This window comes from Nocardia acidivorans NBRC 108247, from assembly GCF_001625085.1.
Taxonomy (GTDB): Bacteria; Actinomycetota; Actinomycetes; order Mycobacteriales; family Mycobacteriaceae; genus Nocardia; species Nocardia acidivorans.
Map to the genome: position 1 here is coordinate 39,034 of NZ_BDAW01000002.1, position 23,923 is coordinate 62,956.

A 23,923-nucleotide genomic window follows, 5' to 3' on the forward strand; every position below is an offset into this window, starting at 1 on the left:
CTGCGGAAAGGATATCGAATTGTCGAGCACCGAACCCATGTCGGTGAATCAATGGCTGACCGATGCGGGTTGGTCCCCAACCCGAGACATCGGTTCCCGTGCTGAAGAGTTGATCGGAATTCGTATTGCCGATGCCGCCCGCCAGGGGCATTCATTGTCGGTGATAGATCCTGCCGTGGAATTTATCCATTCCTACGGAGACTTGGAGCTTTCACTCCCAAAGACTTCTCCGCAGCGAGTTCTCATACTTAAACCAACAATTGGATATGACGGCGACATCGAGGATTTTGAGGAACTCTCAGAAAATCTTGGTTTGAAACTCTTTCCAGTCGCTTTCGAATCGATCGAAGGTGGAATCTGGCTGATAGACGAGTCCTCGAGGATGTTTTATTTGCACCATACGGGAGGGTATTTTCTCGGTGCTCATCCCCATGATGCATTTGTCGCAGCATTCGAGGGTCGCTTTCTTGCTGACGCGGAGGACTACTTTGCTTGAAGAGCACCCGGCAGTCGCATCTTCGTTGCTGATTCAAGGGCACATTTTCAGTCAGACAAACATGTTCGGTGAGGGAGTTCCGAATCTCCATCCTGCCGTCCGACGCTTTGTCGACGGTGTGGCATCGGAGTTGGGGGTCACATTCGTCGGGACATGCGCCGAGGTCGCTTTGGTTTCTGATCAGTTCTGGGGTCTGGAAGAACTGTCCAACGATGGTGGAATCGAAGCGCTTGAAGAAGTTGGAAAGCATTTCGAGGGAGCGATGATTCTCTCCAAGAAGATAAGACCAGAGTTTCATCCTGAGCATGGCAGGCCAGCTGAGCCCTGTGTGGTCTGCCAGAAGCTTCTCGATGCCCTGGGTATCCAGGTCGTAGAATAAATAGTTTCACTTCGTGAAGGGATAGCGCCGATGGCTTTCAAAATTGATTCGGCCAATCCACAGGTTGTGTGTGGTCTGGTAGCGGCGGATGCCGTTAAGGGGTGCGGCGAGGAAGAAGTTGTCGGGCTATGAGCGATGCGGATGCTGCGCGTGGACCCTTTCGGGAGGTGCCGATGACTCGGAACCGACAGCGGGACCGATACGATGTATGGACTCGACGACCGGTCGTCTACCTACCGGTCACGCTGGGGGCCAATCTCATTGGCTACCTTTGGGGTGCCAAGGAAGTGCCTGCGGCCGGTTTTTTCGCTCGTTTGGGTTCTGGCGTCAGCCACGTCAAATCCGCGATATTCTGGGACGACAAGCTTGATGAGATGTTCCAGCGTGGACTGAAACCTGTTGAGGCGATTACTTATTGGGCGGGAAAGCCTGAGGATCCTCAGTACGGCGGGATTGCCGTTGATGCGGAATTGCGGGATGCGCAGACAATTCAAGATTTGGCTCTGCAACTGAACCCAGAGGTGCCGCTCGGGGAGGGGCCGTGGGTGCAGGACGAGGAGTACCCGAGCGGTGCGCACGTGGATCGTTCCGAAGGCTGGGGACCATTGGTTTCGGTTCCGACATCGACATACCCGGCGGAGGCGAAATCCCCCGTGGTGTATCTGCCGATCTCCTGGAACGGCAGCGTGTTCGGGTACCTGTGGTCTGCGCCGACTGAAAATGCCGCCGGGTATGTTCAGCGCACAGCGGCTGGTCGTGAAGGCATGGTCGCCGGTGGTCTGTGGCGATCACGACTCATCGATGCGTTCGAGGCAGGTGTGCCAGCGCTTGACGCCATGCGGCGTTGCCGCTCGCTCCCAGAACATGCTCCAGCCCTTTTCGGGACTATTGACGCGGCAGTCCCGGAACAGCAGGCATCCAGCCTCGCGGATCTCCAGCGCCTCGCCGAAAGCACCTGAACGCGGGAGGGCTGAACCGGTGGACGATTTTCGCTGGTTCTCGAGAACTGTTGTGGTGCAGGAACCTCGGCGTGTCGGAGTGGTACCGCATGACCTACGTCGAGTTCGGTGAGGGCGAGAGTCTTCTTGGGTGGGCTGCACGAGTGCCTCGACGAGAGGCGAGGGAGCTCCCCGGCACTACTAGGCGATCCGACAATGCCGCCCACGTCGAGCTGCGGGGAGACCTCGGCCTGTGGGCGAGGCTGGTCCTCGTCCACGTCGTGCGTGATGCTGAAATTTTGACCGTCCGCTGGTAAGCGGGATCTCCAGACATCCGCCGGTTGAGAGCGGAAGCTTCAGTGAGCGTTCAGTTTTCGGATGGCTCTCGCGGTAGAAGCCCCAGCAACTCCAAATGATCACGGAGATGCAGAGGGCGAGTATCGAGAGCAGAGCCCATATGTCCCAAGCCATTGCGACATCTCCTCGATCGAATGATGTGAGAGCCGAGCTATCTCAGTAGACATCGGAATCCGATCGCGGAAGGACGTACAGAGTGGACTGTCCACGAATACGATGGGAGTCCATCAAGGACGTGTTCACCGCGGACATCCCCAGGTAGCGAGGCTAACGAAATGGCCGGGTCGACGGTTTCTCGCAGAGCATTCGGAAAGTTCTTACGCGAACTTCGGGAGCAGGCTCACAAGAGCACTCTCGCTGTCGGACTACGTATCGAAGTCTCTCGGCAGACGATCATGCGACTCGAGGACGGTCTGCCGACAAAGGTGACCACACCGCAGCTAGAGGCACTACTCGACTTCTACGGTGCTAAGCCGAAGGATCGCGCGGAAGCATTGGAGCTGTGGGCACAAGTCCGTCAGCAGGCGAAGATCGCGAAAATTGAAGGTACGTCGAAGGGCTGGTGGCAGGGCTTCAGCGGACAGTATCTGAGCCACTTCGGGCACTACCTGCGCCTCGAGGCCGCCGCCAATCACATGACCACCCATCAACTGGTACTCGTGCCGGGCCTGATGCAAGCATCCGAATACCGGCGATGGATCATTCGTGCCGATGACCCCCACGCATCCGTCGAAGAGGTCGACCGAGCCCTGGAGCTGCTCGCGATACGTCGGCGAGAGCGACTGGACAACACGAAGTTCCAACTGCTCGCCCTCCTTTCCGAGGCCGTGCTCCGGCATCAGCCCGGACCTCCCGAGGTCATGGTGAATCAACTCCAGCATCTGGTCGAAGACAGTGAGCGGCACAATGTTTCGCTACGGGTGATCCCGTTCAGCGCCTTCGGTTATTCCGGGTTGTCCGTCCAATCGTTCACCTTGATGCGCTTCCCGCTCATGTCGACCAAGCTTGTCGAGCCGCCGGTCGTCTACACCGAAGGGTCGGAGGGCGCTCTTTATCTGGAGCGCGCAGACGTCATCACCCGTTTCTCGGAGGCGATCACCAACATCGAACGGGTAGCGTTAAACGAAGGGGACACAAGGGATCTGGTCCTGAAGATCGCGAAGGAGTACGCGGCGTGACTCATCACCCACCCACCCGCATCTGGTTCAAATCCACCCGCTCCGCCAAGCAGAACGAGTGTGTCGAAGTGTTTCTCGATGATGCGCGCGTCGGCGTTCGCGACTCGAAGAACCGCGGCCAGGAGTTGTGGTTCACGAGCGAACAGTGGGAACGCTTCCTCGGCAGCGTGCTCGAGGCGCCGGGATCCGAACGGTAGGTCGCTGTTTTGCCGACCTCGGCGCGTATCAGCGGACGTGTCAGGTCGGCGTCAGGTCGCTGTCAGGCGACCGGGACAAAGTGTGTTCATCGAAGAAAACGGCCCGAACCGGGTCGAAGCCAACAGCTTTCGAAGGAGCACACATCATGTCGATCAACCTGACCGCCCAGGACACCGCCACCCTGCGGACCGCCGCCTACGGCGCGGTTTCCCTCTTCGCCGCTGCCAGCTCGAAGCCGCACAAGGTTTCCGCCACCGGCACCCTGGCGCTGCTGTCCGCGACCGGCCCGGTTGGGCACGCCCTCTCGGCCAAGGCTCGCGACATCAAGCTCACCGGGAAGAATGTCGCCGAATTGGCTGATCAGGTGCTGCCGGCGCTGACCGCCGCGGTCACGCTGCTCGCTCAGCAGGATCCGGCCGAGGCCGAGAACTTCCGCAGCACTGTCCTGGTCGCCATCGATACCGCCAAGGTGGAGGCCAATCAGTCCAGTCCCGCCGCCACCGAGATGGCCCGCAAGATCAGCGCGGCACTGCACACCGCGTAACCGGTGTGGCCAGACATCGGCCGCTCGTCCCAGGCTTCTCCGCCTGTGGGACGAGCGGCCGCCGCCATTTGTCGTCGATTTTCAAAAAGGGCTGGTCAGAGCCATTTCATACACAATTGAAAGATTGCACCGTGCGGCTCCATCCATATCCGGTTTGTCCTGGATAAGTTATTAGCTGCGCCGATTACGGCAGAAGCCGATGGATGAAGACCAGTCACCGAATCGAGGAGTCTTGATGTCTTTCAGCCCCGTTCGAGCCGCCACTCTGATCGCCTCCAGCATTATCGCGACCGCTGGACTCGCCATTCTTTCCCCAGTGGCGCAGGCGGCACCCGGCGGCGGACAGACGGGGCTGGACCTGGCCTACGAGTGCGACACCCTCAATGCCGTCGCGGTCGATGGAAAGCCCAGGCATTACAAGCTGACCGGCTCCGGGAACTGCTCGGCGCACCGGCAACTCCCGGAGAAGGGAACGGTCACGGCCGAGGGGCTCGACATCGGGCCGAAGAAAGGTGAGGCCTTCTGGACATGCAGGGGAGCCGAGGTGTCGATCCCGGACAAGATCGCGTCTTCGGACTGTGTGATCGGGGTGCCTCGCTGATTACGGTGCTTTCAGCGAGATGAAGAAGTGCGGCAAGGTCGGTGGTGACGCACCCGCCTGATTGGCATCTCGAAGCCGTGTAGCCCAAAGAGCTCCGGCCATCTGGCCAGCCTCGCCTACGGTGGCCAGGGAAGATATCCGCCCGACTTCCCGCCCTTCGAACCCCTTTGTATTGCCGATCCGCCAGGATAGTTGGTGCCGATGGGTCCGGTAGCCCGCCCTGTGGTGCGATCCGTACCTGGTTTGTCGAGTAGCCGAGGTGCTTTCACTTGCACTAACGTGCCGACCGATCAGGCATGAATCACGAGGGGGGATGATGCAGCAGCCGTATCAATCGAATCCGTCGAACGGAAACCCACCCACACTTCCTCTCGAAGTGAGGGTCGTCGCCGACCGATCGACGGCGGCGCAGTTGACCCGTGCGACCGTGCTCGGTCGCTGGCGTTCACCCAGAACCTGGGCCTACATTGCGACCATCCCATTGGTTCTGATGGCCCGCGTTATCATCCTGGTAATCCTGAACACCAGTCGGTCCGGACCCGCGAATCTCTTCGTGACCTACTTCGGATTGCTGCTGGTCACCATCGTCTTCGCGGTGCTGATCACAGCGCTGCGAATGGTCCGTCCACTCCGCCAGGTAGTCGAGTACGCCTCGCCTGGATCGACGATTACCGTTCGCTACCAACAGAACTCGCTCGATGTGGTGCTGACGAACAGGACCGTGTCCATCGACTACGGCAAGATCGTCGAGCTGTACGTCATAGGAAACGCGGTACACCTGCGCCCGCGGGGCATGCATCCCATCAGCCTGCCCCGCGAACTCTTCCCCGATGCCGCGCTGAACCTGATGCGCCGTGATATCCAGCCGCTCCTTCCCACAGGCAGAACTCTGCAACTGGATCGGGTGACCGCCGGACTACTGCTCGCGGTCGCTATCCTGCTCATCCCGGCTTCCTTTCTCACTCAGATAGTGGAAAGCGGTGCGGGACTGAGCTCTTCGGAGAAGTGGCAAGCCTGGGAGTTCGTCTTCGAATCGTCCAGCGATGCCACCGAGACCAGATTGCGGCTACTGGGCGCGGCGTATGCGGTGGCGGGCGTGGTCGCCACGGTGGCCGGAGTGCTCCTCTTCAGAGGGCGTGGCGCCCAACGCCCCGCTGTGCGTCGGCTCGGCGTCGTCGCGGCGAGTTTGGCATTCGGGGTGACGGTGACGTCCGCGCTCGAGGCGAAAACCGCTATCGCACAGGGGAACATTGTTGTCGGCCATACCGCCGGCGTGGGATTCTGGCCGTTGGTGATTGCGGCGGTCGTTGCATCGGTAGCGTTGGCGGCCAGCCTGATCGGGGCGTTTCCGACTGAATCCGCTGGACAATTTGCCGTGCCGTCCGCGCCCGATGGTCGTAGCGTGACGGATAAGGTCGGAGCGTGGCTCCTGGGATTCGCGGGTGCTTCGGCGATCGCCAGTTCGTTTACGACGTTTCTCTCCCGGGAAGACTGGGGCCTAACCGCCTGGCACTACGCGTACGGTTCAGATGCTCTCACGCCATTTGTCGGGATTCCGCTGCTGCTCACCGGCCTCACAGCGCTGGGGGCAGCCGTCATGGCCGGTTCCGGTCGACTGCCTAGCGAGCCGATCTCGCGAACGGCGACGCTGTCGGCTTCCAGCCTGCTGTTCGGCTCAGCCTTGACCCTGGGGCTGAATACCCTGTCCCACCGCATGGTGCTCGGCTTCAGTTTCCAAAACTTCGCCTACTACCACCTCGGCGCGGGATTCTGGATACTCTGCGGGGCAACCATTCTCGCGGGCGGTGCAGTTATCTCGAATTGGATTGCCTTCTCCAGCAAGGTATTTCGTATCGCAAAGCCGACGCCCGGTGCTTGACTCACCGGGATGATCGATTGAGTACGTGCTGAGCAGCTTCTAGGCCCGACTGGTTCCTCCGCTGCGGCCGCGTTAGGGTCGGAGCGAGAGTCAGGTCGCAAGGGGGATTTGTGCAGCAACCGTTTGACCGGCAGATACCGCGTCCGGAGCCGGTCTCGCCGAACCGGTCTGATGGGCATGCGCGACCTGAGACACCGATCGAGGTCGGGTATGTGGCCGATTCCCGGACCGCGCTGCGGCTGAGTCGTGTTCTCGCACTGGCTCGCTGGCGCTCCCCATCGACCTGGGCCGTGTTGTTGGCAATCCCATTCGTAGTGATGTCTCGGAGGTTCGCCGAGGTCTTCATCGCGTCCAGCTCGCCGGGCTGGAGCTTCACCGGCCTGATCTTCTCCTACCTTGTAATCCTCGCGATCGCGGCGGGTATCGGGGTGGTGCTCACCGCCCTCCAGATGCTCAAACGCAACCCTACGATCGCGGCCTACACCTCACCTGGCAGCCCCATATCAGTTCGCTTCCATCAGGATTCGCTGGAGCTCGTGCTGACCACCGGTGCCACCACCATTCCCTATGGTCAGATCAAAGACCTTTTCATGGTTGGCGACGGGGTATTCCTACGAGAACGAGGCACCCGCGGCCTCGCACTCCCAGGCCAACTGTTCCCTGATGCAGCCCTGAAGTTGATGCGCGGTGAGTTTCGGTCGTCTCGGTCTCCGCATTCCGGTCTGCGACTCACAGGCCGGGGGCCGCGAGCGCGCGTCATCGCAGCAGCAGTCGTGGCGACTATTGCGATCTCAATCGGTGTCGGAATGACTCCGGCGTTGGAGGGGCCGCTGGGATTCGCGGTCGGGGTCGGGGCGATCCCGGTGATCGGATTGGGTTTGATCACTGTGGGATTGATCCGACGCCGACGAGACGGGCACACGGCATCATCCGCCACGCACCCGATATCCCGCACTGCCGGTGGCGCGCCGGAGATCCGGATTCCGCTGTATAAGAGAAGTGCGGCGTTGATGGTTGCGGGCGCGGTGCTGATGGCGTCCGGTCTGCTCGGCATCGGGGTGTCCGAAGCGCTCGGCAACGGTGTCTCCGTTGGAGATTGCGTGCTCGCCAGCGATTTCCACAAGAATCGAATTGCCGGACTGCACCCGACCAGCTGCGGCGACCCGGATGCGATCTATGAGCTTGCGGCACGGGTACGCTCGGGTCACGCGTGCCCAGACGGAGAACTCGAGAATTCGGTGTATTTCGTGCTGACCGAAGGGCCGCAAACCCTTTGTTTCGCACCCGATGTCATTGTCGACGCTTGCTATCGTGTGCCGTTCGGCAAAAGTTCGAAGTATGAATTAACCCCAGCCGATTGTGCAGACGGAAGGTCGCCGGGCACTCTCCTGCGTGTGACGGCTCGGTTCGATGGGCTTGTGGACAAGGATCGTTGTCCGCGTGGCCCATCGGCCTTCCCTCGACCACCCCGCACAGTGTGCTGGATGAACTATGTGCCCCCTCGTTGACTGCCGAACCGCTGGATATGCAGCAATTGCCCGAGTTCGACCAAGATTGCCCGACTGATATGAGGATGAGCGGTTGGGGCAATCGTGGTACCGTCGGCCCGCTGAAGGTGGGCGTGGGAGGGAGCGCGTGTCATGGCCGGTGAGACCACTTGGGATGGATTCTCGGACAAGGTTTTCAGCGGCAGTGTGCGGCTGAATGTAGCTGACGGCATCGCTGATCAGGCTGCTCGACATGCGGCGGATGTTCTTGACGCGGTCCAGAGTGTGCTGGCGAAGCGATTCGTTGGACGACTCAGCGAGGGGCAAACCTCGAGTGTCGCGGGATTCACGTTGCAGGACGGCTTCGGTTACAAGGGCTTTGGCGAGTTGCGCTCGGGTCAGGACATGACTGCCATGTTCACGAAATTGGACAGTGACCTTGTCGATGCGCTGAAGGCGCAAGAGAAGATTTTGTCAGAGATGGGAAACGCGTTCGCGTGTGCCGCAAAGGGTTACAAGAGTACTGAAGACGAATCCAAGAGCTACTTCAACAGTCTCAAACCAGGCAGCAACTCGGGTCCTTATACCGGCATCGACGAAGCAGTCCAGCAGTACGTCGGGCTCGATTCTTCACGTAACCCGAAGATCGATGACTGGGGCAGTGGTAAAGACTCGGTTTTGAAGAACAGCTTCAGCGGGAGCCACAAAGATGCTTCTCTGGCAGACCCTGGTTATAAAGCGAGATACAATGATTCGCTGGAACCGGCCGAGAGCATCGGGTCTGCGGAAATTGATAAGCTGTCAAATATTGGCATCACGAATGGTGGCCAGCTGGTGCAAGCTGGAGCTGTTTGGAAGTCGTGGGCAAGTTTCCTGCAAGGTAAATTCGCCGAGTACAAGACGAATATCGGCGCAATCCAAGACACAGGTCAGTGGACCGGTCCGGGTATCGAGTCGATTAACAACGCGCTGACTTCGTATATGGCGCAGGTTCATACGTTGACCGAGTCTATTGGGGCCGTGGGTGACCTTCTCGTCTACTCTGGCGGATGGGTCTCCAGCACCTACGAGCAAGCGGCTACTGCTCATGCGAACCATAAAAACGACGAGCGCAAGATGGTCGAAGAGTTCCGGCCCGTCTTCAAGGCGGTCTATCAGTACGGTTGGAATCAGACCTTCAACTCGTTGCCCGGTATACCCAGCCCCTCCGCGATGGTGAGTCCGTTCACTCCGGGTGCTCCTAAAGGCGACGGCAAACAACCTGGCGGTTACAACCCCAGTGGTAGTGGCACCCCGAGCTCGCCATCCACGCCCTCGCTCACAGATCAGCCGAAGGTGGATACTCCGAATCCCAACCAGACTCCGAAGGACAATCCGACCCAGGAAACACCGAAGACCACCACGACGACCGACCAGACCAGCCAGATCACATCGCTGATCTCAACGCTGGCGCAGCAGGGTGCGTCATTGGCGGAGAATCTGGCGTCGACGGGCTCGTCGTTGATTCAGGCTCTGGAGAAGAGCACGACTACCACCGACACCACCAAGACAACGGATGATCTCGCGAAACAGATTGCCACGCTGACAAATCTGCCGACCGTCCCGACCGACACGAAGACGTCCGGTGGTTCGCCGGGATCTCCGGGTGGCAGCCCGTCTGCCGGAATTCCGAAGGAAACCGTCACGCAGAGCAAGCTTTTCCCGCGCTCGACGGTATCCAGTACCGACAAAGACGAAACCGTTTCCACAACGCGCGCCGGGCTCGCAACTGGCGCGGCGACCACAACGGGGGCGGGCACGACCGGATCATCGGGCATGCCCATGGGCTCGGGAGCACAGGCAGGGAGCCAAGGTGCGGGTAAGGAACACAAGCGACCCGAATTCCTCAGGTCCGGAGCAAATCTCGATGAGGTGTTCGAAGATATCCCCGCGGCGGTGCGCTCGGTGGCCGAGAAGTGACGACAACCTGGCGGTTCACCGATGATGAGCTGTACGCGGTCTGGCAGGGCGTAACGGAGGAGTCGCTCCCCGCGCCTTTGTTCTATACGTGTCGCAACTCTTCCTGGGTCAGTTATATGCGGGAGTTGGCAGATCACCGTCAGCGGCTCCGCGATCGGGTGAACCCGGGATTCATCGGAGTTCTGGAGTGCATTCGGAACCCGGATATCAGGATCGAAGCACAAGGATGGAGCGGGCAGGACAGGCGTGATCCCGCGGCGAGTATTCGAATCGCGGGCGCACGCCAGGCGGGCAGAGGCTTCCTCATCATGCAGGAGCCCGGCGAAACCATCGGCCACGCAAAGGGTTTCACGGTTACCGAGTTCGATGCTTTGGAACTCGGCCGACGGATCGCTGAAGCGTTGCCCCCGGTCGATGCGGGCCAACAAGGTGACATAGTGCTGACCGACCGGACTCAGAGCGAGCAGGACTATTACTTCGGCCAGTCGATCGTCGGTGACCCCATGACCACGTCATCCACAGCTCGCTCGAAGGCATTCCTGGCAGCTCCTCATGTTCGGGCCGGTGTCATCGAGGTGATTCAAGGCCAATCGAAATTTGGGCCGCGCGGGATTCTCCGGCATCGCCTGGATTGGCGGGATCTGGAGGAGGACGGTCGATACTTGATTGCCGACGGCACACCACGAACGGCATTCTCAGCCGATACGAATCGTATGACGTCGTTGATCAACTCACGGATCGCGGACGTGGTGCGGGCGATCAAGGATGAGCGTGGATAGCCGGCGGTGACGCCAGCCATCCACAAATGTCCTGCAAGCCTGATTATTTGGCCACCGAAGCCAAGACCTTGTCCGCCGAGCCCGGCTTCTTGCACTCCTCGCGCACCCAGATCAACGTCGGAAACGGTCCCGCGCCACCGAGTTCCGGCTTCTCCTTGGTCAGTTGCTGCATGAGCGCTATGCCGGTGTCGTCGTCGGTGTCCTTGACGAGGAAGTCGCGGCAGGTCATGGTGGCGACGTTGCTGAAGGTCGCGACGGTTGACGGGGTGACTTCCAGGGCGACGCCGATTGCCTGGTTCTCCTTGCCGTTTCCCTTACAGTTCATCTCGGCCCAGGTGATGCCGAGGGTGTCGCTGCCGGAGTTCTGCCAGTTCGGGTTCTCGGCGATCACTCGCTGGAGCAATGTCTTTTTGTCGACCTGGCTCATGGCCAGGAATGCGGCACAGGTGGTTTTGGAGGCTGTGCCGAGGCCGGCGGCGCGGTCCTGTGTTGTTGTCGCGGCGCTGGAGCTGCTGCTCGTCGAGGGCGCGGTCGCCGTGCCGGACGTCGTGGATCCGCAGGCGGTCAGTGTCGCGATTGCGACAAATGCCCCACAGGCTGCGGTAATGGAACGCTTCATTGTTGATCTCCCCACATCGAATTCCCCGCCCGGGCAGCCACTTTGAGCCCCGAGCCGCGGTTGATCATGCCAGGAGGCGGCTCGGGGAGCGGCGTTGAATATCGATGGAGATCGAAAACGTCGTATGGTATCTATACGATTACGAACTGGGAGGGAGTTCTGCATGACCGAGGCGGGGGCTGCGGGTGCTGAATCGGCTGGGCAGGGTTGGGCTTCGGTCGCGATTGCGAATCCGTACGGGTCGATCAAGATGCGCGTCACCGAGCAGGGGATTCCGGTGGCTGTGAAGGTGGATGCGGCTGAGCTGCATCGGGATCCGACGCAGTTGGCCGCGGAGATGCTGCGGTTGTGTCAGCGCGCGGCTGCCCGGGCGGGGCTCGCCAGGCGCAAGCAGCTGGAGGCGGCGGGGATGAGTGCCGCGGGGCTCGCGCATACGGGGTTGCCCACCGAGGCCGATGTCGCTCGGCAGGAGATTGTCGAGGAGCAGGACTACGATACTGAGCCGCAGAGTTGGCTTCGGACTGTGTGAGGAGGGGGACGCGTGGTCGGGTCTATGGATGAGCTCGAGGAACGGGTTCGTCGGCAGCTGTATCGGTTTCAGGATTTGGCGGAGCAGATGGCCGCTGTTCGGGGGCGTGAGACCTCCGAGGACGGCGCCGTACTGGCCGAGGTCGACGGGAACGGTGCGCTGCGGGATCTCCAGTTCAGCCACGCTGTTTCGCGTATGACACCGGACGAGTTCGAGCGCGCGGTGGTGACGACGTCGGCCGCGGCGGCGCGCGCGGCGTTCGAACGGCGGGCCGAGATAGTAAACCGATTCAATGAGGAAGTGGCCGGTTAGACCGGTCCGTTAACGCAATCTTGCGCCAGAATTTGCGTTTTACTGTCTGGCACAACCAATTTCGTACTTGTACTGTCATTCAAGATCGATGTACCTGGGAGGGACCACCGATGACTGCCAATTACGTGAAGGCGGATTTCGAACCAATCTTGGCCTATGGCACCCAGCATGCGGGGATCGCGGCGCAGGTTGCGGGGGCGGCCGCGGCCGACTCGGTCAGCGCACTGGCCTCGGCGGTGCCGATGTTCGGATTGATCGGGCAGGATTTCCTGCTGGCTTTCGCGGGGGCGCAGGGGTCGTACCTGTCCTCGGCGGCGGAAATCGCCGCCGTGCACGCGGAAACCGCGGTCAGCGCGGCATCGGCCGTCGCGACCTACTCGACCACTGAGCTGGCTTCGGCGTCGACCTTCCTCAGCAACCTGTGACCGAATCCGTCGGTGTAGTGACCACGACACCAAGCCCTACCGTGCTGGACGTCATTCGTACCAGTCCGGTCGGGGCGATGGTGGATACACCGGTGTCCGATGTGATCAGTGGACTGGGATTGCCGCAACTGCCGCAACTTCCAGCGATTACATTGCCGGATCTGTCCGGGTTTCAGATGCCGACGTTGCCGACGATCGACCCGACCACGCTGATTCAGCCGGCGATCAGCCTGCTGTCCTCGATGGGCAGTGGCGCCGCCAGTATGGGCACCGAACTGATCTCGATCTTCTCCTCGGTCAGCAAGGCGCTCAGCTCCGCGGTCAGCACGAGTTCGGCTGCCTCCGCCGCTGTTTCGAACAGCTGGCAGGGCGATGCCGCGAACTCGGCGCAGGTCAGGAGCAACGAGGTCGATTCGGTCAACCCGACGGTCAACGCGCAGGGCCAGCAGCTCAAGGTGATCCTGCTCAATGCCGAAGCGACGGTCGCGGAAGGGTACGCCGAACTGTCGGCTCTCATCGCGCGATTCACCGCCGAGGTGATGGCGGGCATCGCCTTCCTGGTCACCCCGGCCGGGCTGCCCGCGCTGATCGCCATGGCCACGGACGCACTGTCTGAGGCCGGGGTCATCACCGCGAAAACCCGTGCCCAGCTGACGGTTCACACCGCCGAGGTGGCGGCGGCCGGAATCAAGATCCCGGTCCCCGGCGCGCCCAATGTCGCCGATGTGGCATCGCTGGCGAACCAGGTCACGCAGGCGGTGCAGCCGTTCCTGAGCGTCGGCGGCACCGCGGTCCAGAAGGTCGTCGAAAAGGGCAGCGAGGTGGTGTCGGCCGGTTCGACCGCGGCGAGCAGCATCAGCTCCGCGGGGCAGTCCGTGGTCAGCGCGCTGACCACGAACACCAGCAAAGACACCACCACGACGAACAAAGACACGACCACCACCAACAAGGACACCACGACCACCGACGCCAAACCGGTCGATGCCACCACGCTGAAGACCGACGACACCACCACCGGTGGCGGCGGAATTCCCGCGGGCATGCCGATCGGCTCCGGACTCAACTCCAGTCCGCTCAGCCCGTACTCCGGCAAGATGTCCGCCGGTGAGGGCCTGGGCTCCGGATCACCGGTCTCACGCGTCAACAGCAATAACAACGAGACCCAAACCCGTTCCACCACAAGCATGCCCGGTGGCATGGGGACCGGCGCGGGCCTGGCCAACAAAGGCGAGAACGAATCGACCGGTGAGCGCACCGCCCTGGTCACCGGTGCACACGGCGACGAAGTGGTCGGCGTCATCGAAGGCGTATCGATTCCGGTGGTCGGCGCGGTCGAACCCGTCGACGAACCACCGGACAAAGCGCTCACGCTCTGAAAACGCAGGGGTAACAGGAGGATTGGCATGAGCACCAACGATTTCGAAGGTGTGCGGTTCGATGCGTCGAGCGCACTGCAGGCGGCCACCCAGCTGGACGCGCTGGCCGATCGCATCGCGAACGGCATGAGCGTCGAACAGGCGAAGCTGGAGATCGCCCCGGCCGGGGCGGATGAGGTCTCGGTGCGCGCGGCGCAGACGCTGAACACGGTCGCCGCCTCGTTCCAGACCTCGGGCACCTCCGGGGTGGACGAGGTTCGCAAGCTGGCCGCCGCGCTGCGTGCGCAGGTCGGGCAGTTCGGACAGGTCGAGGAGCAGAACGCGCTCGGCTTCGCGGTCTGAGGAGCGCCGTAATCGATGTTGGAACCGACGAATCCCGGCTTTACCGGTGTGGTCTGGGATGCCAGGCCACCCGAACAGCTGGCTCGCGACCTGGTGACGGGGGCGGGAGCCGTGCCCGCCGCCGAAGCTGGTCTTGCCTGGGCGCGTCTGAGTGCCGGCTTCGCGGCAGCCGCCATCGACTACGAGCGCATTCTCGAAAACCTCGACAGCGCATGGGAATCGAGAGGCAGTAAACAGTTCATCGAGCGAGTTCGGGTACTTCGTGACTGGTTCGCGACCTCCGCCGCCGAGGCCGCCAACAATGCCGCTCGTGCCGAAAATCATGCTGCAACATATGAAATCGCGCGGCTGGCGATGCCGGACGCCGATGATGTCGAGAAGCTCAAGCACCTGCGCGAGATGCTGGAGCAGCTAGGTACCGCTATCGGCGCGCCGATGCTTGCCAAGCTGGCGCAGACCGATACCGATGCCGACACGGTGAAAGTCGTTGCGGCGCGGGTGATGCGAACCTATGAGGGTTCGACCGAATCGCTGGCGACGCCCTGGGAGCACCAGGCTCCGCCGGAGATTACCGCAGGAATGAACACGAATCCGGTTGTGCCGCAGGGTGATCCGGCGGCGACGGTCACACCCATGCTTCCGACCATGCCCGGCATACCATCGGGGTCGTTCAATATGCCCCCGGTCATTACCAACTTCCGGCCCAACGCGGTTACCGAGGTCAATGCGAACACCACGCAGAGGGTTGTAGCGCAACCGATTACGGTGCAACAGAGTGGGTCGCTGCCGATGTCGCCGGGCGCGATGGGTGGGACCCAGGGCTCGGGCGACGAGGAGCACACGACCCGCTCCGGCCTGAGCGTGCCCGGGAGCGAGGCCGAGCTCGGTCTCGCCGACGGTATGCAGGCCGCGCCCGCCGTACTGGGTGGCGTTGCCCCCAATGCACAACCTGTGCCCGATATCGCCTTCAACGCCTCCAGTACCGGGACCGAGAGTTCGAACCCGCCTGCGGCCGCCACACGAGAGGAGACGGCAACGTGACGACCTTCACCAATGACGGCGTGATTGCGCTCGCTACCCATCTCGGTGTGCAGACCCTGCCGCTGGTGCTCTCGATCGGCCCGGAACAGGATTCGCATCACGAGTTGCAACTCGCCCAGGAGCGAGCCCGGGCCGAGCTGGTCACGCGTCGCATTGTCGATGCGCACGGGGATACCGATCCTGACACCGCTGCGGCGTTTTTCGCACTGGCCCAGCCCGATTGCGAATTGGCCGCACGTAATGTCGCGGAGTCGGGTCAGGTGCGCGTGAGCATTGTCCGGCGTGGTGAGACGCAGGTCATGGCGGTCCGCCGAGGTGAAGCCATCGAGATACATTCGATGTGGTCGGACGGGTCGGGCAGCTCCCTTGCCAAGCCGATACTCGATGCGCTGGCGCCGAACAAACCGGCACAAGTGGTCAGCTTGAGCGCCCCGTCCGCGGAGCTCGCTGAACGATTCGAAGCCGCGGCGAACTCCGGCGACTACGCGAGCGTTGTCTACAGTCTCGGCGTCGCCGAAACCGATGCCACCGCATACGGACTGGCGCTGGCCTCCTGTCACTCCTACACCGAGGTGGTGGCCTACGCCTATGCCGACGGTGTCACATACCAATCCCCCGGGGCGGCCGTGGTGTACGACACCTCGTACGGCCGCATAGTCTCCGCCCCGGGTATCGCACCGGACCAGCAACTCTGGTCCACATTGACTCCGGGCACCGATCACCGTATCGCGCAGGCGATTGCGGCCCTGATCGATTCGCTGCCCGGGCGGAGGTGGCTGCCGTGAACCGCATCAGACGGGTGCACCTGATCCACTCCGAAGACGGTGATGTAAAGCCACATCGCCTGTTCATCCAGCAAGTACGCAAAGGTAGGTAGACCATGAGCGGCGGCAGCCTGAATTCGGGCGACTCAAATGCAATCAAGTCCAATCACGACCAAGCGGAGTCGGCCAAGAACCATATGGCCGATGTGATCGCGACGGTCCGGGCGACCATCCAGAAGACCACCACCTCCGTGGACGCCGCCCGCGGCGGCTTCCAGGGCGTTGCGGCCACGGCGTTCAACCAGGCCGCCGATGCGTGGCACGAGGAAGCGGGTCGCCTCAATGTGAAGTTGACGGCGATCGAGGATCAGGTCGGCACCGGTGTCGCCCAGTTCCGCAGCACTGATGCCGAGAACGAAGCAGGCTTCAAGCAGTACACCAGCCTGTAATTCCCGAGAACCCAACTGGCCCGAACCTTTTGTGAAGGAATGACGGATTATGTCCGACGATGGAATGCTTTACGACCCCAAAATCATCAGCACCCTGGTGAGCGAGCTCCAGGACAACTTCGGTCGTCTGGTGGCTGCGGGTGAAGATATGGCGAACGCCAAGGCCCGCATCGAGGGCGCATGGTCGGCAAGCGCTCTCGGCGGCTTCCAAACCGCCTACCAGGTCTGGCGTGACGAGTACGACGGCGGCGGCGACGCCAGCCAGGGCTCGCTGCACACCCTCAACCGGATCGCCCAGCTGGTCGAGCAGGCCATGCACTCGGCCATCGGCGCCGACAAGAAGATCGGCGACGGCTTCGGCGGGTACTGACTCGTCGCTCCCGCCGAGCCACACTGCGCGCCCCTCCATCCCGGAGGGGCGCGCTTTGCGGGGACGCCCCGCGTAATGTCATGAATGTAGTCATCTGTCCGACGGAGGTTCAGTGCCAGCCCAATTGACCACAAAGGCCCAGGTCAATGGGTATCGCTTCCTGTTGCGACGCCTCGACCACGCGCTGATTCGCCGCGATGTGCGCATGCTGCATGACCCTATGCGAGCGCAGTTCCGATCGCTGATTTCCGGCGCGATCCTCGCGCTATTGGTGGTCGCAGGCTGCGCGATCATGGCCTTCATCCGTCCGCAGGGATCGATCGGCGATGCGAATATCGTCATGGGCAAAGACAGTGGCGCGCTATATGTCGTGGTGCGAGACAAGAACGACAAGACCAAGATGACGCTGTATCCGGCGCTGAATCTTGCTTCGGCCCGGTTGATTTCGGGCACAGCCGAATCTCCGAAGTCGGTGAAGGACACCAAGCTGAGCACCGTGCCGCGGGGCCCTATCCGGGGAATTCCGGGTGCACCGGCCGCTCTGCCGGGGTCGGGTCAGGGTGACCGATCGCAGTGGACGATCTGTGACACCGTGCAGTTGTCCGCCAGTGGTGGCTCTGCCTCGGCCACCGGATCGAAGACCACTGTGATCGCGGGCGGCCTCGAGCTGAACGCGCGGATCAAGCAGGCGGACACCGGTACCGCGCTGCTGGTACACAGCACGGACAAGTCCACGAAGACCGAGAAGAACTACCTGATCTACGACGGCAAGCGCGCCGAAGTAGATACCACGAACACCGTTATGGCGCGTTCGCTCAACCTGGCCGGGCAGCACGCCAGGCCGATCACCACTGGTCTGGTGGGTGCGGCAATCGAAGTGCCTCCGCTGGTTTCGCCGACTATCCCGCACGCGGGTGATCCCGGTCCCGGTCGGCTCAATGGGATTCCGGTAGGCGGCGTCATCCGGGTGGCGGCACCGGGCAGCTCCGCCAACTCTGAGCTCTATGTCGTGTTGTCCGAAGGTGTGCAACGCATTTCGGAATTCACCGCCCAAGTGATTCGGAATACGAATTCGCAGGGAATGGACGACATCAGATCTGTGACTCCTGACCTGCTGGACGGAATCCTGCCTCCGGTGCACGTGTTGCCTGTTGACGACTTTCCCACTTCAGCACCGAAAATCATTACAGCGGAAGATAATCCGGTCGCCTGTATTACCTGGGCCAAGTCCAAGGCCACCGATGTGAAGGATGTGGACGTTACCGAGGGCCCCACCGATCGAGCCGCGACCTCATTGCTCGTGGGTACCCGTCTGCCGCTCGCGGATTCGGCTGTCCCGGTGACGATCGCGAGCGCCAACGGCACCGCCGATGGCATAGATGAGGTGTATATCCCGCCGAGCACCGGTGAATTCGTGCGCACCACCGGTATGGAGTCGGGCAGTCGTCGCCGCGACAGCCTGTACTACATTGCCGACAACGGAATCAGTTATGGCGTACCGGACCTGGCCACTGCTCAGGTGCTCGGTCTCGGTAGTACGCCCCGCCTGGCGCCATGGGCGATCGTCGGTCAGCTCGTTCCGGGTCCCACGCTCAGCGCCACAGATGCTCTCAACAGCTACGATTCGCTGCCCACGATCAGTAAATGATCTGATCTACCGAACTCCCCCGCGAACACACCGATTGTGACGCACTCCACCGCGAATGGCTCTGGCGCACAGCCGATGCTAGATTGTGGCCGACCGTGCGGCCTGACCGCTGGGTTTGTCAGATGATTCCGAATGTCCGCGGGGGAGTCGCGGGCAGAGGGGGGTGCATGCGGTTCCGGTTTCGCCGACTCGCTATGGTGGCGTTAATCGCTGCGATCGCGAGTACTTCCGTTGCGTGCGGAAATGGCAGTCAGACAACGGATCACAGTTCGGCACTGGATATCGGCCCTTACTCGACGCAGCGGCCCGACAGCGGTTTCGACGACCAGCCCAGCGAAACACGCGGGATGCTCGTCGAGTCGCTCCGTTTGGGCGAACGCGCCGTATTCGGCAGTGATGTTGCCCCCGAATTCTCTGCAGGGCACGGCGGTACCGTGCTTGCCACCGATAGTGGCTTCCGGAACGCCGACGGAGTGTCCGCGCCGGCGATGCAGCCCTTCCGCCCATTGGCTGCCTTCAACGCGAGCGCGGCTGATACGCCGTACATCGGTGAATACCACAAGCACTACGAGCTGTCGATCTCGCTTGTAGCTTTTCCCGATGATCAAAGTGCCGCTGATGCGGCAGTTGCGTTGGAACACAGCGATTTCGGAGCGAACAGCTCCAACGTGCCGGTATCTTTGTCCAGCTATCCGGCGGCGCTGAGTCATTGGCGACCCGGGACCCCGAATTTGGGCAGCTGGATGGCATTCAAATCAGTCGTAATCGCTGTCTATGTCGAGAGCCTGCAGGCTGACCTCGATCAGCTGACGGGGTTCGTTTCAAAGGCATACCAGCAGCAGATACCCAAGTTGGACGGCTACACCCCCACCGCACCAGATCAGCTCGCGATGCTGAAAATGGATCAGGACAGACTGCTTACCCGGTTGGTCAAGACCGACGATACGGTTCCAGACCAGCAACGGTTCGCGGTCTACAGCCCCCGAGGATTCGCAGGGCAGGCGACTGATCCCGCGGCCGTGGCTCGAGACTTCGAAAGCCAAGGTGTGAAGGCTATTGCGGTGTCGGACAATAAGTATCTGTACAAGCTGAGCGACGCGGCGGCCGCCCGTGATTACCTCACCCATCTTGCGAATGACCCGACCGTGTCGAAGTACGTCCCGATGTCCGGTGTACCCGCCATGGCGGATATCGCGTGCTTCAAGGCGACCCAACCGAACTCGACAACCATATTGGCACGTCGTTTCCGCTGTCTGATCCCACACGAAGGCTTTGTCGCCGAGGTGTTCAGCGACCAGGAGACAGATGTCCGGCAGCTCGCAGCCGCTGAGTACCAGTTGCTGAAGGATGCCGGATGATTGTGCCCGAATCGCTCGGCGGCCAAGGGAATTACGCGAGAGGGATCGCATGAAGGGTTTGGGTTCGCAAGATCCGCGCCAATTGGGCCGCAACCGGATGGTAGCTGTGATCGGTCAGGGCGGTATGGGTCGAGTCCTGCTCGGTGAGTCGCCGACCGGAAGACTGGTGGCGGTCAAGCAGATTCACCGTCACCTGGCGAGCGATGTCGAGTTTCGGACGCGATTCAAGCGTGAGGTGGAGGCGAGCCGGAGTGTGACTGGCGCATACTCCGCCGCAGTGGTGGATTGCGACGTTGAATCTGAAAGCCCTTGGCTGGCAACCGAATACATTCCCGGTCCATCACTGAGGACGGTGATCGAGGAGACCGGGCCATTGTCGCTCGGCGGCTTGCGTTTGTTGGCGGCAGGGTTGGCTGCGGCGTTGATCGAGATCCATCGGGCAGGTTTGATTCATCGAGATCTCAAGCCCGGCAACGTGTTGCTCGCGTCCGACGGCCCGCGAGTGATCGACTTCGGGATCGCCCGTGCGTTTGAGGGCGACGCGCAGCTGACCATGACCGGTTCGGTGATCGGATCGCCCGCCTTCATGTCGCCCGAACAGGCGCAAGGGCAGCCGTTGACCCCGGCCGCGGACGTTTTCTCGGTCGGCGCGATCGTTGCCATGGCGGCCTCCGGTGCGAGCCCCTTCGCCGGAACATCCACTCCGCAGGTACTTTTCAACGTCATGAACTCCGCACCTGACACGTCACGGGTGCCGGAGGCATTGCGGGGCATCGTCGACCAGTGTCTGGCCAAAGACCCGCAGCAGCGACCGACGCCGGAGCAACTGCTGGACTTTGTCGGGCAGATCGAAGCCGAACCGGTTTGGCCCGGCGCGGTGCAGGATGCGATCGCCGAGCATCGATCCGATTCTGGTTGGTGGGTGGAGACCACAGCAAAGCACGCCAAGTACGACGCGCAGCTTGCCGGGCTGAAGGCGCAGAGGCAGCGCAGGGTACGTGCGCTCGTCGCGGCGGTCGGTTGTCTGATGCTGCTCACCGTCACCGGTGTGACAGCTCATCGATTGGCACTACAGGACGGGCATGCGGCACCTGCGAGTGATCTGTCGGTGACGCTGACGGGAGAACAATGGCGATTGCTGGATCTCTGTACATTGCTGGATAAGTCGGTAGGTGGTCAAAATGGCACCCGGAGTGGGGATTTCAACTCCTCAAATCCAGGCAAGTGCTCGGCCAGCTTCAAGGATCCGGGCGGCACGAGTCGTCTTTTCGATCTTTCGGTGGGTGGGGAACTCAATGGAACTCTGAGCAACTGGATTCCGACCGGTGCGGTGGCCGGGTGGATGCCGATTTATGGCATCTCAGTCTCCTGCGACCGCCGGATCGTCACGCAGGGGCGTCCAGCCGTGGCAATCAGGATGTCGGTCTCGGGTAAGTCCGATGGGTGCAAATCCTCGGAGTCCGCGCTGCTCGCTGTCGCCAACCAGCTCGCGGTCAACCCTCCGCAGCTCTCATTGCCGGCGAATTCGATTCGGCGGGTCGATCCATGCGCACTCCTGGACCAACGGCTCACCGGCGAGGTCCTCGGTGGTAGCTTGCGGCGCAGTGGCTTCCCGAACGAGTGTGGGTTGGACGGGGCCGATGCGACGTTGAACCTCGGCTTCATCGAACGAATGCGCCCGGACAAACTTGGTGTGAACGGAAAAACGACGACCATACAAGTTGACGGTGCGACGGTCTATATCGACGACAATGACGCGCAGTACCAGACCTGCACGCTCGTCTATATGGCGCGACCGACGCATAACGACATGGCTGAAGTCGTATCCCTCCGTCTTGCTACTCACAACGAGCTCCCAGGTGCCTGCGATCGCGCTAAGCGGGTGCTTTCCACCGTGATGTCGCAGTTGCCGAAATGACGATACGGCCACTCGCCCAGGAAGATCCACTACAGATCGGCCGATACCGCATCCTGGGTGTGCTCGGTTCCGGTGGGATGGGCAGGGTGCTTCTCGGAGCCGGTGCGGACGGTCGACTCGTCGCGATCAAACAGATTCACGCGCACCTGCTCGGCGAGGTGGAATATCGATCGCGCTTTCGCCGCGAGGTAACGGCGTCGACCCGGGTTTCCGGTGCCTTCACGGCACCGGTGATCGACTTCGATGTCGATTCGGCGACGCCTTGGCTGGCATCGGTATTCGTCGTGGGGGTGCCGCTGGACAAGGTCGTGCAGGAGTACGGACCTCTACCGCCCCAGGCCGTGAGAATGCTGGCGGCAGGTCTGGCGTCGGCGTTGGAGGCCATCCATCGGGCCGACTTGATTCACCGGGATCTCAAACCCGCCAATGTCCTTCTGGCCTCGGATGGCCCGCGAGTGATCGACTTCGGTATCGCGACGGCGACCGAAAATCCGGGTGGACTCACCGAAGCAGGCGCGGTGCTCGGATCGCCCGCCTACATGTCGCCGGAGCAGGCGCTGTCAGAGCCACTCACACCGGCGAGCGATGTGTTCTCACTCGGCTCGCTGCTTGTGATCGCTGCGACTGGGACCAGCCCCTTCGCGGCATCCACAATGGCTTACACCCTGTTCAATATTGTGCATACCGAACCGGATCTCGCGCGAGTGCCGCCAGAACTCCGAGAGCTGATCGGTCCGTGCCTCAGCAAGGATCCTGCGGCACGTCCTACACCGACTCAGATCTTGGACTATTTGGGACAGCCATCCGGGCACAGGCGACCATGGTCGGAGCCCATTCACCTCGAAATCGACAGGCTTGCAATCGAGCTCGCGGGGCTCGCGGCGGATCCGGAAGCTACGACAGTGCTGTCCGGCGGGCGGCGTGGAGTCCGCGTTGCGCAACAGCGCACCATGCTGTTGGACAATCGGCCACCGCGAAGCCGATCGTCGAGAATGCTGCTCCTTCTGCTCGCCGTACTTCTGGTGGTGGCGGGGACCGCAGGGGCAGCTTGGGTTCGATGGGGCCGCGGCGACGATCGACAAGCTGCTTCGCCGCAGTACACGATTGCTCAGATGCGTGAAGCTGACGCATGCGCATGGCTGCGCTCGGCGCTGGGTGACTCGATTCCGGCCGGACTCGCGCCGAGTTGGCCGACAAACGTATCGAATTGGACTCTGACTGCGTCATGGGTCTGGGGATGTGACGCGAATGGGGGCGCGAAACAAACGCTGTCGTTCGAGCCAGGCGCGTACGTGTCCGGCTTCGTTCGAACGGGTGCCACCGCAGCAGGGTGGCCGATTCTCGGAAGCCAGGATGCCAGTACCTGTGAGCGCGCTTTACAGCCCACTGGCGCGGAGCAGAAGTGGGGACTGATAGTCAAAGTCAGGAGCCCGAGCCAGTGCGCGCTCGCCGATTATGTGCTGACTCGACTTTCGTCGGTGACCGACCTGCCACGCACTGCCGATGCCGATCAATCACTTGCGCGGGTGGACCCATGCGCACTGGTTGACCGAACACCCCTGGATTCGCAGGTTGGCCCGCTGCCGGTCGGCCCCACAGAGGACTCCGCTCATACCTGCGTCTGGGAGGGAACCTCCGAAGTCGCGGTCAACCTCCGGCTGGTTGTACCCAAACCGTCGGCTGATCCTCAGATCGACCTCGGTGAGGGTCGGCGACTGCTCGCGCCGAAAAGTACCGTAGCGGCCATCTGCACACGACTCTATTCGTACCGTGACGTCGCGAAGCAGATAGAACAGGTAGAGATTCAAGTCCACGGGAATGATGACAATGAAGCTCACTGTGCCGCAGCCGAATCCATTGCCAGATCCGTGGTCGACAAGCTGCCGAAGTAGCGGGCGCACGCACCCGTCCCCGCTCGAGTGACGCCTACCGAACTGTTCAAATATGCCCGAATCTATAGTGCTTGGGTATCCCGTT

General features: G+C 61.7%; 25 protein-coding genes. 24 read left to right on the top strand and 1 reads right to left on the bottom strand.

Features of this window, described 5'->3' with window-relative positions; genetic code table 11:
* Nucleotides 1–19: 19 nt before the first annotated feature.
* The 11 genes from NA10_RS35140 to NA10_RS00170 all read left to right on the top strand — a co-directional run bounded on the left by NA10_RS35140 (nucleotide 20) and on the right by NA10_RS00170 (nucleotide 10,795).
* A complete protein-coding gene (locus NA10_RS35140; protein ID WP_084514159.1) occupies nucleotides 20–496 on the top strand; it encodes an SUKH-3 domain-containing protein in 477 nt (158 codons plus the stop codon).
* Complete coding sequence (locus tag NA10_RS00120; protein WP_067561815.1) at nucleotides 489–875, top strand: YwqJ-related putative deaminase; 387 nt, start codon at nucleotides 489–491, stop codon at nucleotides 873–875. The genes NA10_RS35140 and NA10_RS00120 overlap by 8 nt, the downstream gene beginning before the upstream one ends.
* 128 nt (nucleotides 876–1,003) lie before the next feature.
* Nucleotides 1,004–1,834, top strand: a complete 831-nt coding sequence (locus tag NA10_RS00125; RefSeq protein ID WP_157555888.1) for a hypothetical protein — start codon at nucleotides 1,004–1,006, stop codon at nucleotides 1,832–1,834.
* 611 nt (nucleotides 1,835–2,445) lie between these two features.
* Nucleotides 2,446–3,348 (top strand): helix-turn-helix domain-containing protein, encoded by a 903-nt coding sequence (locus NA10_RS00135; protein ID WP_084514160.1) that lies wholly within the window; start codon nucleotides 2,446–2,448, stop codon nucleotides 3,346–3,348.
* Nucleotides 3,345–3,545, top strand: coding sequence for a DUF397 domain-containing protein (locus NA10_RS00140; protein WP_067561595.1), 201 nt, complete (start codon nucleotides 3,345–3,347; stop codon nucleotides 3,543–3,545). Before NA10_RS00135 ends, NA10_RS00140 begins: the two co-directional genes overlap by 4 nt.
* 146 nt (nucleotides 3,546–3,691) lie before the next feature.
* A complete protein-coding gene (locus NA10_RS00145) occupies nucleotides 3,692–4,090 on the top strand; it encodes a hypothetical protein (RefSeq protein WP_067561598.1) in 399 nt (132 codons plus the stop codon).
* 235 nt (nucleotides 4,091–4,325) lie between these two features.
* Nucleotides 4,326–4,691: a hypothetical protein gene (locus tag NA10_RS00150; RefSeq protein WP_067561600.1), complete on the top strand. Its 366-nt coding sequence runs from the start codon at nucleotides 4,326–4,328 to the stop codon at nucleotides 4,689–4,691.
* A gap of 313 nt (nucleotides 4,692–5,004) precedes the next feature.
* Nucleotides 5,005–6,570 (top strand): hypothetical protein, encoded by a 1,566-nt coding sequence (locus NA10_RS00155; RefSeq protein ID WP_157555890.1) that lies wholly within the window; start codon nucleotides 5,005–5,007, stop codon nucleotides 6,568–6,570.
* A gap of 212 nt (nucleotides 6,571–6,782) precedes the next feature.
* Nucleotides 6,783–8,078: an LppU/SCO3897 family protein gene (locus tag NA10_RS00160; protein WP_157555892.1), complete on the top strand. Its 1,296-nt coding sequence runs from the start codon at nucleotides 6,783–6,785 to the stop codon at nucleotides 8,076–8,078.
* A 132-nt stretch (nucleotides 8,079–8,210) separates the two neighbouring features.
* Nucleotides 8,211–10,016 carry a hypothetical protein gene (locus NA10_RS00165; protein WP_067561609.1) on the top strand — a complete coding sequence of 602 codons (1,806 nt, stop codon included), beginning with the start codon at nucleotides 8,211–8,213 and terminating at the stop codon, nucleotides 10,014–10,016.
* Nucleotides 10,013–10,795, top strand: a complete 783-nt coding sequence (locus NA10_RS00170) for an ESX secretion-associated protein EspG (RefSeq protein ID WP_067561612.1) — start codon at nucleotides 10,013–10,015, stop codon at nucleotides 10,793–10,795. The genes NA10_RS00165 and NA10_RS00170 overlap by 4 nt, the downstream gene beginning before the upstream one ends.
* A gap of 43 nt (nucleotides 10,796–10,838) precedes the next feature.
* On the opposite strand, the gene NA10_RS36305 is transcribed toward NA10_RS00170, so the two are convergent.
* Entirely contained in the window at nucleotides 10,839–11,414 is a 576-nt protein-coding gene (locus NA10_RS36305) for a hypothetical protein (protein WP_157555894.1), read from the bottom strand.
* A 163-nt stretch (nucleotides 11,415–11,577) separates the two neighbouring features.
* On the opposite strand from NA10_RS36305, the gene NA10_RS00185 reads away from it, so the two are divergent.
* From NA10_RS00185 to NA10_RS35145, 13 genes are all read left to right on the top strand, one after another.
* On the top strand, nucleotides 11,578–11,943 hold the full coding sequence (locus NA10_RS00185; protein WP_067561817.1) for a hypothetical protein: 366 nt from the start codon (nucleotides 11,578–11,580) through the stop codon (nucleotides 11,941–11,943).
* A gap of 12 nt (nucleotides 11,944–11,955) precedes the next feature.
* Entirely contained in the window at nucleotides 11,956–12,255 is a 300-nt protein-coding gene (locus NA10_RS00190) for a YbaB/EbfC family nucleoid-associated protein (RefSeq protein WP_157555896.1), read from the top strand.
* Between the two features lie 110 nt (nucleotides 12,256–12,365).
* Entirely contained in the window at nucleotides 12,366–12,680 is a 315-nt protein-coding gene (locus NA10_RS00195; protein ID WP_067561624.1) for a type VII secretion target, read from the top strand.
* Between the two features lie 77 nt (nucleotides 12,681–12,757).
* Complete coding sequence (locus tag NA10_RS00200; protein WP_157555898.1) at nucleotides 12,758–14,056, top strand: hypothetical protein; 1,299 nt, start codon at nucleotides 12,758–12,760, stop codon at nucleotides 14,054–14,056.
* A gap of 27 nt (nucleotides 14,057–14,083) precedes the next feature.
* Nucleotides 14,084–14,398, top strand: coding sequence for a PE family protein (locus NA10_RS00205; RefSeq protein WP_067561630.1), 315 nt, complete (start codon nucleotides 14,084–14,086; stop codon nucleotides 14,396–14,398).
* A 15-nt stretch (nucleotides 14,399–14,413) separates the two neighbouring features.
* Nucleotides 14,414–15,439: a PPE domain-containing protein gene (locus NA10_RS00210; protein WP_084514161.1), complete on the top strand. Its 1,026-nt coding sequence runs from the start codon at nucleotides 14,414–14,416 to the stop codon at nucleotides 15,437–15,439.
* Nucleotides 15,436–16,224, top strand: a complete 789-nt coding sequence (locus tag NA10_RS00215) for an ESX secretion-associated protein EspG (protein ID WP_067561636.1) — start codon at nucleotides 15,436–15,438, stop codon at nucleotides 16,222–16,224. The genes NA10_RS00210 and NA10_RS00215 overlap by 4 nt, the downstream gene beginning before the upstream one ends.
* Before the next feature lie 95 nt (nucleotides 16,225–16,319).
* Nucleotides 16,320–16,652 carry a WXG100 family type VII secretion target gene (locus NA10_RS00220; RefSeq protein ID WP_067561639.1) on the top strand — a complete coding sequence of 111 codons (333 nt, stop codon included), beginning with the start codon at nucleotides 16,320–16,322 and terminating at the stop codon, nucleotides 16,650–16,652.
* 49 nt (nucleotides 16,653–16,701) lie between these two features.
* Entirely contained in the window at nucleotides 16,702–17,022 is a 321-nt protein-coding gene (locus NA10_RS00225; RefSeq protein WP_067561641.1) for a hypothetical protein, read from the top strand.
* 112 nt (nucleotides 17,023–17,134) lie between these two features.
* Nucleotides 17,135–18,670 (top strand): type VII secretion protein EccB, encoded by a 1,536-nt coding sequence (gene eccB, locus NA10_RS00230; RefSeq protein WP_067561644.1) that lies wholly within the window; start codon nucleotides 17,135–17,137, stop codon nucleotides 18,668–18,670.
* Between the two features lie 194 nt (nucleotides 18,671–18,864).
* Nucleotides 18,865–20,028, top strand: coding sequence for a DUF7373 family lipoprotein (locus NA10_RS00235; protein ID WP_157555900.1), 1,164 nt, complete (start codon nucleotides 18,865–18,867; stop codon nucleotides 20,026–20,028).
* A 49-nt stretch (nucleotides 20,029–20,077) separates the two neighbouring features.
* Nucleotides 20,078–21,946: a serine/threonine-protein kinase gene (locus tag NA10_RS00240; protein WP_169812507.1), complete on the top strand. Its 1,869-nt coding sequence runs from the start codon at nucleotides 20,078–20,080 to the stop codon at nucleotides 21,944–21,946.
* On the top strand, nucleotides 21,943–23,838 hold the full coding sequence (locus NA10_RS35145; protein ID WP_218021418.1) for a serine/threonine-protein kinase: 1,896 nt from the start codon (nucleotides 21,943–21,945) through the stop codon (nucleotides 23,836–23,838). Before NA10_RS00240 ends, NA10_RS35145 begins: the two co-directional genes overlap by 4 nt.
* Nucleotides 23,839–23,923: the final 85 nt, after the last annotated feature.